At 41.0% G+C, this 12131-nt stretch carries 12 protein-coding genes; 7 read left to right on the top strand and 5 right to left on the bottom strand.

Features of this window, described 5'->3' with window-relative positions; genetic code table 11:
• Window positions 1-20: 20 nt before the first annotated feature.
• The 4 genes from AC6JA8_RS11580 to AC6JA8_RS11565 are packed head-to-tail and all read right to left on the bottom strand — an operon-like array spanning window position 21 to window position 3787.
• Window positions 21-278 (bottom strand): hypothetical protein, encoded by a 258-nt coding sequence (locus AC6JA8_RS11580; protein WP_497973929.1) that lies wholly within the window; start codon window positions 276-278, stop codon window positions 21-23.
• A gap of 14 nt (window positions 279-292) precedes the next feature.
• Window positions 293-1735, bottom strand: coding sequence for a hypothetical protein (locus AC6JA8_RS11575; RefSeq protein WP_497973928.1), 1443 nt, complete (start codon window positions 1733-1735; stop codon window positions 293-295).
• Between the two features lie 22 nt (window positions 1736-1757).
• Window positions 1758-2477, bottom strand: coding sequence for an outer membrane beta-barrel domain-containing protein (locus tag AC6JA8_RS11570; RefSeq protein WP_497973927.1), 720 nt, complete (start codon window positions 2475-2477; stop codon window positions 1758-1760).
• On the bottom strand, window positions 2477-3787 hold the full coding sequence (locus AC6JA8_RS11565) for a vWA domain-containing protein (RefSeq protein ID WP_497973926.1): 1311 nt from the start codon (window positions 3785-3787) through the stop codon (window positions 2477-2479). The genes AC6JA8_RS11570 and AC6JA8_RS11565 overlap by 1 nt, the downstream gene beginning before the upstream one ends.
• Before the next feature lie 324 nt (window positions 3788-4111).
• Between AC6JA8_RS11565 and AC6JA8_RS11560 the strand changes: the two genes are divergently transcribed.
• From AC6JA8_RS11560 to AC6JA8_RS11530, 7 genes are all read left to right on the top strand, one after another.
• Window positions 4112-4321 carry a hypothetical protein gene (locus tag AC6JA8_RS11560; protein WP_497973925.1) on the top strand — a complete coding sequence of 70 codons (210 nt, stop codon included), beginning with the start codon at window positions 4112-4114 and terminating at the stop codon, window positions 4319-4321.
• Window positions 4302-5738, top strand: coding sequence for a protein adenylyltransferase SelO (locus AC6JA8_RS11555; protein WP_497973924.1), 1437 nt, complete (start codon window positions 4302-4304; stop codon window positions 5736-5738). The genes AC6JA8_RS11560 and AC6JA8_RS11555 overlap by 20 nt, the downstream gene beginning before the upstream one ends.
• A 16-nt stretch (window positions 5739-5754) precedes the next feature.
• Window positions 5755-6093, top strand: coding sequence for a CoA-binding protein (locus AC6JA8_RS11550; RefSeq protein ID WP_497973923.1), 339 nt, complete (start codon window positions 5755-5757; stop codon window positions 6091-6093).
• Window positions 6094-6184: 91 nt separating this feature from the next.
• Window positions 6185-7366, top strand: coding sequence for a hypothetical protein (locus tag AC6JA8_RS11545; RefSeq protein WP_497973922.1), 1182 nt, complete (start codon window positions 6185-6187; stop codon window positions 7364-7366).
• 13 nt (window positions 7367-7379) lie between these two features.
• Window positions 7380-8543, top strand: a complete 1164-nt coding sequence (locus AC6JA8_RS11540; protein ID WP_497973921.1) for a hypothetical protein — start codon at window positions 7380-7382, stop codon at window positions 8541-8543.
• Between the two features lie 65 nt (window positions 8544-8608).
• A complete protein-coding gene (locus tag AC6JA8_RS11535) occupies window positions 8609-8845 on the top strand; it encodes a hypothetical protein (RefSeq protein ID WP_497973920.1) in 237 nt (78 codons plus the stop codon).
• A 161-nt stretch (window positions 8846-9006) separates the two neighbouring features.
• Complete coding sequence (locus AC6JA8_RS11530) at window positions 9007-10704, top strand: methyl-accepting chemotaxis protein (RefSeq protein ID WP_497973919.1); 1698 nt, start codon at window positions 9007-9009, stop codon at window positions 10702-10704.
• Here the strand turns inward: AC6JA8_RS11530 and AC6JA8_RS11525 are convergent.
• Complete coding sequence (locus AC6JA8_RS11525; RefSeq protein ID WP_497973918.1) at window positions 10701-12125, bottom strand: bacteriohemerythrin; 1425 nt, start codon at window positions 12123-12125, stop codon at window positions 10701-10703. The genes AC6JA8_RS11530 and AC6JA8_RS11525 overlap by 4 nt on opposite strands.
• Between the last annotated feature and the right edge of the window lie 6 nt (window positions 12126-12131).

Raw genomic sequence — 12131 nt, 5'->3', positions numbered from 1 at the left:
AACGTCAATATTAAGTACAATTAGCGTAGGTTTTCAATTTCTCTGCGGTTTTCAAAGTCAAAATTGTTTTTCTCAAGCAGTGAGCGTTTAAAAGATTGGCGCTCTCTTTCGTTAACTGTTAAGTCCCCAGGGGCCATGATCTGTCCTTTGATCTCTAAACTCCCAAGGTCGATGACTTCATATTCTTTATATTTATAAATAACGTTTTTCTTTTCCTCCTGGGCCATAAGCCCAGAAGAAAGAAGAAGTGATAGTGTTGCGACAGCTAATATTTTCATAATTTGTCCCTTCATTATTTATTGGCCACTTTTTTGTTATCGACACATGCAGACTGAAGACCAAAAGAGTAGTCCCCAAGTTCATCGGCCCAGAAAGAACCGTTGAAATCAAAGAAGTACTGGCTCGTCTTTCTATTGATGTTCACATCAGAACCACGAGAACGACCTGCTTCAGCAATCGCTTTAGCATTGTAAATGTCATCGCGTTTCTTAGATAAAAGCTCCAGTTTCAGGTTGAACATCGAGTAGCTGTGTTTGTGAATCTCGTTAACAAAAGTGAAAATCTCTTTTTTAATGTAGTGGTTGATCTTGGCGCTGATAAAACCGATTGTTGAATCCAGGTTTCCTTCTAGGTTTTCAGTGAATTCATTTCTGTTTTTTAAGCGCTTTAATAAAGCAAGCTCATCTTTAGCTGCTTTTAAGCTCGCTAAATCCAGGTTGAACTTAACCTGTTTTCTCGTTTGAGTGATCAGGTTTCTGATAAATGGGTTTAAGTTCCCTCTGGTTTCCGGGTCTGCATAATAAAGATCCAGGAAGTAAGTGTGAGACATTTTGTTTTTACCAAGAATGTCTTTTAGGGCCTGGGCCTTTGGTTGGTAGAACTCATAAAAGTGATCAACAACTTTTAGCGAGTCATCCCACAGACATAGGTTGTAGTAAGAAAGGGCCATTAAAACTTCCGCCTCTGGAAAGAAGTAACTTTCTAGTAGAGGAGCTTTGTATGTAACCGTCAGACCAAGTGCGCGGTTGTAGTCTTTTAGGTAATAGTGTGCCCAGGCCTGATCCATCAGGATGTATGGCCATTTGTAAGAGCGCTTGTCGATTTGTTCATAAGTTGTAAGAGCGTCTTCGTATTTTTTCTCTTCGATTTTCACTCTTGCAGTTCTGATGATACAAGTCTCTTTTAGGTAGTTGTAGTAGCGCTTAAGTTTTTCACCCTTAACGTTTGATTCTTGTGCTGTTGATTTTTTTACACAAGACTCATACAGGTTAAGAGCTTCAATGTTTTTGCGCTCCATATTTCTGATGGTCCCTTTAATCAAGGCGGCCTCAGCAGAGAACTGGTGAGTTTCTGGAATGCGCGAAAGGATTTCATAGGCCTTGGCATTCTGGTCCTTGTTAAACAGTCTTGTCCCCAGAATCAGTGAGATCGATGGAATGTTGAAACTTTCCAGACGTTTTTCATCCAGGTTTAAAACGGCCATTGTTCCGGTTTTTAGAACCAGGGTTTCAATGTCAGCCTCAAGTTCAGCGTCGATTTCATTGTTGGTTTCAAGGTAGTTATTGATGTAGGGGATCGCACTAAAATAGTAAGATCCTTCAATCAACTCGTGAGCAATTTTCTTGTCGCGGGTCTTTGATTTATCTTTTTGATAAAGTTCATAAGCACCTTTAGCAGAAGCATGCACCTGCGATGTGACTGTAAGAAGAGCGATTAACAGTGCTAAGTATTTCATATGACCTCTAAGATTTTATAGATTAGAAAGAGACCCCGATTGTCAGGATGGCATCAGTATTTTGTCTAAGCTTAGAGCTTGGAGTCTTACCGTTAACTGTCGGTCCTGGGGCCTTGTAGTTATTCATGATCAGGTCTACACCGATATGAATATTTTTTGTTGCATGGAAACTAAGACCAGTTTTAGCAATCACTGATGTGTACTTTTCATCTTTGTAGGTGTTGGCCTGTGAAGGAACGGCAACTGAAGTCGCGTTACTAGAAGTGTTGAGTTTCCCAAGCCCCAGACCTAAGTTCCAGTCAAAGTAGAAAATTTTGTTAAACGTATTGATCTTCCCGTAGAAAGGAGACCACTTCGCTACCACACCATAGTTGCTGTCAGTCTTTCTGATAAACGGAATAGAGCCATTTAAGCGCTTTAAGTTTTCCATGGCTTCGTTGTCACTGTTGCTGTACTTAGTGTACAGAAGTTCCACCGCCCATTCTTCCGTCAGATAGAAACCTGCATTGGTGTGAATCATTGAGGTGTCTTGGAAGTTTGATGATAGACCCATACCGTAACCAAGGTTCAGGTAAACAGTTTTGTCTTTTTTGTGAACTTTATTTTGAAGAACGTATACTTTTTTATCTGGGTCCAGCCACATAAAATCGTATAAGTCTTTCTCATCAGCCCTAAGCGCGGGTGCGCTTAGGGTGAATGAAACAAGTGAAAGAGCAAAAATATTTCTAAGTTCTAGTTTCATTAAATGGCTCCTAATACTGTCGCTTTAACTTTATAGCGAACTTCAACTTTAGATCCCTCAGCAGGTAGAGAATTAGCATCGAACTTTACAGTTCTTTGGGCAGCATTAAAGACATAACCAGAGCTAACTTTTACGTTGTTAACATAAACGTCAACTTTGTCTTCGTATGGAGATTCATTAAGAGCGAAACTATCCATTAAGTTAACAATTCTTCCCCCCATATCCAGAAGGATAGTAGAGAAGTCTTGCTTAATGTCGGCAGTAATACCAGCTGTAGCAGTGGCAACTTCTTTATAACGGTTACCGATAGTTTCCCATTGGTATCCATAGTTTTTCACTGTTACGATAGAGTAGGCCTTAACCATCCCTTTGTTTGTTTTCTGAGCTTGAAGCTTATCAAGATACTCTTGAACTTTCTTTTCTGACTGGTCTTCCTCATCAGAGATGTAAACCACAACTAAGAAAGCATCAGGTCTTAAGAAGCTTGAAGCGTAACGGTCCATAAAGCTTGCTGAAGTCTTCAGACCTTGCTCAATCCCTGATCCTGAAGTTCCAACCTTTACCCATTTCGTGAAATTCGAAAGGAAAGTCGCTTTATTTGATTTCGCAGCCGCACTTGTCAGTTTCGTACTGTCACCAACCATTTTTCCATTTCTTGTCGATGTCCCATCTGTCGTTGTGATGGCCATCTTGAAATCGATATCCTTTTCGATGAACTGGTTAATGAACGACTGAAAGTTTTTCCCTAGAGCATCCTGTTCATCCGCCATCGATCCCGAGTCATCAATAACCCATAGGATGTCAACGTCACCGTTCTTCCCTTTGTTTTGAGTGAAGATTTCTGAACGGTCGTTTAAGATCACAACTGGCTCAGTAATTGGTGGTTCAACTACCGGTGGGTTTACCACTGGAGGATTGACGACAACAGGTGGATTCGTAACTGGAGGGTTAGTCACCGGAGGAGTGACAACAGGAGGTTCTGTCACTGGAGGATTAACAACTACCGGAGGATTTGTTGTTCCACCGCCACCGCCGTTATCTCCTGTGTTTCCACCACCAGTATTGCCGCCACCAGTGTTTCCACCGCCAGTTCCAGTATCACCACCACCGGTGTTTCCTCCACCAGTGCTGCCGCCACCGTTACCACCAGGCACAATTCCGCCACCATTACCACCAGTGTCTCCACTGGGTGTACTGATTTCAGAAAGACCTTGTTTTTCGTAGAACTCACTTTGCTTACAGGCACCAAGAACGAGAAGGCATAGGGCAATAAGCAAATGCTTTTTGCCTCGAGAAAGATTTAATAGCATGAACGTCCCCATCTAACGTCAAAGACTTGATCTTTTCCGAAACTCTGATTTTGATAACAACAAAACGTGCAACTTCAGTAAACGAACTACTTCAAAATCAAAGGCTATTAGGTGGTTTGATTATAGCGATTTAAGAAGTGAGTTTTTCAGGGATTAAAGTTTTTCCGGGAATATCCGACAAGAATTGATGAATATTCATGACTTATTTGTGCTTTTTTTTCAAAAATTCGTGATAAAATTACTTTAAGCGGATCTTTAAAAAGTGCCAATTTCGGTGGACACCGCAAGTAGTAAGTATCTCAACTCTATAACAGGAGAAGTAACATGTGCCTAATTTGCGTAGAATTCAATAAGAAGCGCATGACTCGTGAAGAAGTGAAAAAAGCTTTACCCGAGATGGTGATGTTTGCTAAAACTGAAGAGGATAGGAATCATTATAAGAAGCTCCAGTCATTAGGAGATTCGTCTGACGAAAATGCACTTTCAGATTTTATCGATGATCATATAAGTAAATATGGGAAAAAAATTAGCTGATTTAGACTTCACCAACCGCCTTTATACAAAGGCCCCTTTTCTTTATGCCCAAGTTAAACCTACGCCGCTTAAAGAACCAAAAATACTACATTTAAATACAGAGCTATTTGAACGCATGGAGCTTGATCCTTCACTCAAGGATGCTCCATCGTTTCTGCGTTTTTTAAATGGAGACCTGGATTTTGAAGGACTCTTTTTTGGCGCTAGTTTTTATTCAGGTCATCAGTTTGGCCATTATGTTCCACGCTTAGGTGATGGGCGGGCCATTACACTGGCAGAAATAAAAAACCATTCAGGTGAACACTTTGAGCTGCAATTAAAAGGCTCAGGGCTGACTCCTTTTTCTCGCATGGGTGATGGCAAGGCCGTGGTGCGATCAAGCATCAGAGAGTACCTGGCGAGCGCTCACTTAAAGGCATTAGGCATTCCTACCACTGAGGCCTTGGCGGTGATTACGGGCGCAGATGATGTCTACCGCGAAGAGATCGAAAAGAGTGCTATCGTTTTACGTGTGGCCGAAAGTTTTCTGCGCTTTGGTCACTTCCAATACTATGCTCACTCGAATCAAAAAGAAGAACTCAAAGAGTTAGTTGAATTTGCGATCTCTCACTATTTTCGCGAATACGATGATCATCCAAACCGCTATGTGCTTTTTTATCAGGAAGTCGTAAAGAAAACGGCGAAACTTTTTGCCAACTGGCAAGCTGTTGGCTTTTGCCATGGGGTTTTAAACACTGACAACATGTCGCTTCTGGGACTCACTCTCGATTATGGCCCGTATGGTTTTATCGATCACTTCGATCAAGACCACGTTTGCAATCATTCAGACCACGAAGGGCGCTATAGCCTGGGGAATCAGCCGGGAATCGGGATGTGGAACCTGGAAAGACTAGGGGAAGCTCTCGCTGAATTTATCAATGAAGAAGACAGAAAGAGAACGCTCGAGACCTATCCGCCGCTTTTTTTATACGAGTATAGAAGATTACTTTTAGAAAAGTGCGGGCTTTATAAAATGCACCTTGATGATGAAGACCTTTTAAGAGGCATGCTCAATATGTTGGTGACAAGCAGAATTGATTACACTCAATTTTTCCGCGCGCTCTCTCGTTATGAAAAAGGAAGTCTCGCTCTTACTGGATTTGATAATCCAGAACTAAAAGAGTGGCTTCTTCGCTATGACCAAAGATTAGTGATCGAAGAAGAGGATGAGTCGTCTCGCCATGAAAAAATGCTTAATCGCAATCCTAAATTTATCTTAAGAAACTATATCGCTCAGATGGCCATCGAAGACAGGGCAATGATGTCTGTTGTTTATCAGGTGCTCACCAACCCATTTTCAGAGTGGGAGGAGTTCCACGAGTGGTCTAAACCTGCTCCAATGAAATATAAAAACCTGTCAGTGAGCTGTTCGTCATAATAAGTAGAGGTGATTTATGAAAGTTGTCGTTTTTGGATACTCTGAAGGCCCGGATCGCTACTCAAATATGGCGGCCAATCTTCTTCATGACTACAAACACGAAGTGGTGACAATCAACCCTCGTCAGGAAGAAGAACTCAAAAAGATTAACACTTCTTTTCACACCCTGACTCTTTATGTGAACCCGCAAATTTCTGACAAATATCAGGACCTGCTTCTTAACTCTAAACCCAAGAGAGTGATCTTTAATCCAGGGACAGAAAACCCGGCCTTAGAAAAGAAATTTGAGGCCCAGGGAGCGGAAGTGGTTATTGGTTGTACTTTGGTGATGCTTAAAACGCAGCAATTCGACTAGAGAATTCCCGAGTAAAAAACTTTCTTTCTTGCCCATCTAGAGATTTAGATTTTTAATTATATCTATCAATCAACAATGGTGATGGGAACATATGCAATCAAGAACACTTATTGGTCTTTCGCTTTGTCTTGCTTTAATGTCAGGCACAACTCTGGCCGAAAGCAAAAAGAAAAAACAATTTTTACCGGACACAGCTGTTCGCCATAAGATGAACACCATTTCCGGCACCATCAGAAATCTTGGGCCATATATTGCGTCTGAGCAGGAATTCACTAAAGAGAACAATAAAAAATTTATTGAACAAAACCTGTTGAATTTAACAGACCTGTTTAAAAATCTAAAAGTTCACCCGGTCATTTCAACTCAAGGTCTCTCCCTTAACCAACTGGTCATGACTGAACAACTTCAACAGACGGTGACTTACTTTAAAGCAGGCAAGAGATCTCTGGCACGCGCGAAATTCACCAGTGCCCTCAACCTTTGTATTGGCTGCCACGCACAGTCTCCAGGACAAGAGCTGGGAAAATTATTTGCTGATAAAGACATCCAGAAAATGAAGATCTCACTTTTTGAAAAGGCCGAGCTTTATTTTATTACCCGCGACTACGATAAAGCGATGGAACTCTACAACGAGTTCTTAAGCAAAGTGAAGAAGACTGATGACGATGAGTTTATCTATAAAGCACTGGAGCGCGAGCTCATTTATTACGTGCGTATTAAAAAAGATTTTGCCGCAGGAAAAGCACAATTTGATAAGCATCTAAAGGCGAAGCTCTTTAATGAAAAGATCACCGAAGAAGTCAGCGAGTGGAGCAGAACCCTTGGGGGGAAAACTCTTTGGGACGGCTTTAACCCTGAAGCGACAAAAGAAGAAGAGATGGAAAAGTTTATGAAAACTTTTATTGCCGATGATGAAGAAGGCCCGATCTTCACGGTGACAAACTCTTCTGAAGTTTACGACTTGAATCTTTCGACGATTCTTCTGGATTACTACAACGCTCATCCTGATACACGCCTGGGAGGAAAAATCCTTTACTGGCTGGCGATTTTAGATAAGAGAATTAACGATGATTTATTCTTCTCAATCGGCGACTTCTATCTTCTTTCTTGTATGGAAAAATACAGCAAAGACCCGATTGCAGCAGAGTGTTTTGATGCTTACCAGGAAGACCTGGAGATCAATTACCTTTCAAAAGATAAAAAAGAATTCCCTAAAGACATCATTGAAAAACTTAATTCTCTAAAGAAGAAAATTAATTATATCGATGAATAAAAAGGCCATTTTTATGACAAAATTTTTTCTGTTACTTTTTTTGATTTCTCACGTTTCCCTGGCGGCAGATGCTAAAAAAACAACGGGAGACCAAAAGACCGAGGCCCGTGCCATTATGGACGGAGTGTACGATTCTTTTGTTAAGGTGATTCCATACGTTTACTCAGACGAAAAAAATGGTGGGCTGCTATTAAAAGACTCTCAACAAAAAGTAGAGCTTTTAAAGAACCTGACAGATATTTCTGATTATTTTAAAAGTGCCCGTCACGTGGAGTATTTCCAGAGACCAGGATTTAGACCGAGTCTTGAGACAATCAATCACCACATGGATGACACCATTCGTTCGGTGAAAAACGACAACTTTGCCTTTGCTCAAAAGCGCATGAAAGCGCTGACTGCTCTTTGTATTTCATGCCACTCACAACTTTCTGAAAGCGCTTCTCAAAATGCATTTGGAGCGGCCATTAATAAGACTAAAAGAGAAAGTTTTGACTCTGACTTTGCTTACGCGAATTATCTTTTCTTAGTAAGACGTTTTTCTGAGTCAGAAAAATATTTTGACCTGGCAATTGAAAAGGCGCTTAAAGAAAATCAGGAGCATGAGCTGTACTCATCACTGAGAAAAGAGATCTCGATTCATACGAAGATTGATTTCAATGTTAAACAAGGCAACCAGATGATTGCCAGGTTTGAAAAGGACCCAAGACTTCCTCCACTGGCCAAGTCTTCATTAGTGAGTTGGAAAAAATCGCTTAATAAGTGGAAGTCGTTTAATCCTAAAAAAGTAAAATCGATTGACCGCTTTATTAAAACTTACCTGGCCCCGCTTGAGTCTGAAAAAGGGCAGACGGCCGGTGGTGAGCACGATGTGACTCTTTTAGTGGCAAGTGGTGTGCTTTCAAAATACTTAAACGATCATCCAAAAACTCCACTGGCGCCTGAAATTCTTTATTGGCTTTCAATTGCTGAAAGAAGACTTTCGAATACCTACTTTTTCTCACTTAGTGATCTCTATTTAAAGGACTGTATCAAGCTTTACCCGAAATCGCGTTTTGCTAAAAAATGCTACACAGAGTACGCGGAAAACATCGAATTTGGGTACAGTGGCTCGTCTGGAACGGATATTCCTATCGAGGAAAAACAAGAGCTTGAGCGCCTGAAAGGGTACTTGAAGTAAGTTTTTCTTGAAGTTATGGCGTAAGGCCATTAAGATGAAAAAAATAGAAATTAAAGGGATTGTATATGAGCGAAGCGGCTAAAGTTGAAAGTTTACCACAACCACCAGAGCCAGAAGTAAATGCTGACGGGATTAAGATTTACCCAACGTCATTTATTCCGGCAAAAGCACATATGGAACCATCTCGTGTTCCAACTGCAAAAATGACAGGTCTTCAGATCGAAGTACTTCACGTCGTGATTTTCTTCGTTTTGACTATTGGGCTTTTCATTAGCATGTGGAAAAAACCAAACGAAAGATAAGTTTTCACAAACATTTCAAAATAAAAAGGCCATCCATGTGATGGCCTTTTTTTTGTCCAAGTAAGCACCATTTTACTGACTAATATCAAAGTTTATTTATTTGAAACAAACCCATACCTGATATTAATGTTTTATTTATAAATTAATTATATGGGAAATGTATGGAGTGGTTCCAAAGAATTGGGCTAAGAGAAAAAGTTCTCTTAACTGTGGGCGTGACTTGTCTTATCTGCGCATCGGCGTCGTTAGGGGTGGGAGTGTATTTTAAAAACCGCGAATTTCGTGAGGGGTTAGTGAGTAAGGCCCAAACGATTCATTCGAGAATCCATGTTGCCAGCCAGTATGTGGCCAAACAAGGTGGTCTGGCGAATATGGTGGATTTTTACAAAAAGAAATACCGTAGTTCAGATGAGCTCACCGATGAAGATAAACAAATTATCATCCAGCAGGTGCCAATATATGCAGCGATGAGAATAGGTGCTGTGGATTCTGAAAAAGAGATGTACTCCTTTAGAGTCTTTTCTAATGAACCCAGAAATAAAGACCATCAAGCGACTCCTGATGAGATGAAAATCTTTGATCGTTTTGCCACTAACTCTGAGCTCAACGAAATCGTTCATGATGTTGGCAGGTATGTCACAGTTTATCGTCCGGTGCGCATTAAAGAAAAGTCGGGATGTTTGACTTGTCATGGTGATCCGTTGACGAGCCCATGGGGGAATGGGAAAGACATTCTCGGACACAAGATGGAGAATTGGCAGGATGGAAAACTGCACGGAGTTTTTGCGATCACTAGTGATGTGAAAATGATTGCGGCCGAAAATCATGATTCAGGAAAAATTTCGTCGACGACTTATATGGGAGGCTTTATTACTGTGGGGGCTTTTTTTGCTTTGGCCCTGGCCTACTTTATCGTGCGCTCTCCACTTGAAACGCTAAAGAATGTGACGATTAACCTGGAGAATTCGAAAGCTCTTTTAATGCATGCTTCGGAACAAATAGGCGAAGCTTCCACTGATTTAGCAAGCTCTTCCAAACAGCAGTCAATCTCACTTAATGACACTGCGACTTCCGTCAAAGAAATGAGTTCTATGATAGAGAGCAATTCGATGAATGCTCAGGAAGCGGCCAATGCTTCTATTCGTTCTAAGGCCAAAGCTGATAGTGGAAAAGCGGTTGTTAAAAAGATGATTGATTCTATGAAGGTCATCGACCAGAGTAACCAGGATATCGTTGAGCAAATTAACCAAAGTAATAATGAGTTAAAAAGTATTATTCAAGTGATTTCAGAAATTGAAAACAAAACGAAAGTTATCAATGAAATCGTGTTCCAGACAAAACTTCTCTCTTTTAATGCTTCAGTTGAGGCCAGTAGAGCGGGAGAGCATGGAAAAGGATTTGCAGTCGTAGCAGAAGAAATCGGCAATCTGGCGCAGATGAGTGGAAAGGCCTCGCTGGAAATTTCGACCATGTTAGAAGAAAGTATGGAGAAAGTTGATCGCATCATCGAAAAAACCAAGGCCAATGTCGACTCTCTCGTTTTAAGTGGCAATGAAAAAATTGAAAACGGGGTCATGACAGCTAAAGAGTGTGGGGATGTCCTGGAAGAAATTTTTAGGAACGTCTCCAATGTAACAAAGATTGCTTCAGCGATTGAAACGGCAGGGGCAGAACAGGCCGAAGGAATTAGTGAGATCAATAAAGCGCTGGATGAGCTTCATCAAGTCACCCAGAAGAATAGTCATACAGGGCTTGAGACAGCCAGTGCCGCAGAAAAACTCGCCAGCGAGTCCCGTGCCCTCAATATCATTGTGAGTGAGCTGTCGCTGACGATTTATGGTGATAAGAAAAAAAGTTAAGCAGCTTTCTCTTCGTGATAGTGACCGGCATATTGCATATCCACACCCATGATGTGACTGATCAGCCAGTTTCTTAAAAACGAGATAAGCTTTTGATCATCGAGAGTTCCTTTTTCAATCTGCTCGCCATAACGGCCGACTTGTTCAAGGAGCTTCTCATGAATTTTTTTGTGAGAGTTTAACTGAGGATAGCCAATAGACTCCATAAACTTTTCTTCATGTGAGAAGTGTTCACGTGTGTAAGCGGCCAGGTCTTTAAAAGAATTGTAGAGAGTAATCTTGTCTTTTTTCACATACTGAGCAGAAAGAGCATCTACCAGGATATTGATCTTGTTGACCAGGATCTTGTGTTCATCGTCCATCTTATCAACTCCAAGCATAAGCTTGTCACTCCATACGAATTGTTGAAGTTTTTTGACTTTGTTTTTATCTTTTGGAAGATAAAATTTCATGTTCTCAGTGAACTTGATGAGGTCTTTTGTCTGATCAGCAAAAGCGTGGGCGTGTTCAGTTGACTGGCTGGCCACTAAACGGTTTCTATCTGCAACTTCCTGAAGATTTCCAATCGCTTTATCCAGTAATTCTACACCTTGAGATTGCTCTTTTGTGGCCACAGAAATTTCCTGTACCATCGAATTGATTTCTGCAATCTGGCCGGTAATAGAGGAGAAGATAGTCTCACAGCTTTTTGCCTGATTGTATCCGGCCTCGCTTCTCTTGGCCGTATCAGATGTCAATCTCTCAACTTTGACTTTTGTTTTTTCCAACGCCTGATTAACAGACGTCACACTCTTTTCCACGATTTTAGAAATCTCATCAGCAGAGTTCCCACTTACTTGAGCAAGTTTATTGATTTCTTCTGCTACGACTGCAAAACCTTTTCCGTGCTCTCCAGCGCGGGCAGCTTCGACTGAAGCATTAAAAGAGAGTAGTTTCGTTTGAAAAACGATTTCATTAATAAGTTTGGTTTTTTCTGCAATCTCTTTAATAACCATGAGTGACTGAGAAAGCTCATTGATACTGTCTTGCATTTGCGACTGGAAGTTTTCACTTCCTACTTTAATTTCAAGACTTGAACTCACCATCTCTTGAACGATCTTATGTCCTTCGCTTGCCATACTCTGGAGATCTGAGGCCTTGTCATTAAGGTCTTTAGCGTTGTCGCTCGTTCGCATGATCATTGAATTGATTTCATGACTGGCCGATACAGTAGAGTTTAGTGTATCAAGCTGTTCTTCAGAAGCTTTAAAAAGATCTGAGCTAACAGTACTAACCTGTTCGGCCGATCCAGTGAGGTCAAAGCTGATTGTTGATACATTATCCAGATTGCTCAGGATATTTTTCCTGTCTCTCAAAAACTTGTACACAAAGTACGCAGCACAAGTGAGAAGAAGTGTGAGTAGTATCAATAAAAAATTCATAATCAG

This window comes from Bacteriovorax sp. HI3 (assembly GCF_059738875.1).
Note: the sequence above shows the minus strand (reverse complement) of the source record. Positions and strands in the feature narration are given on the sequence as shown.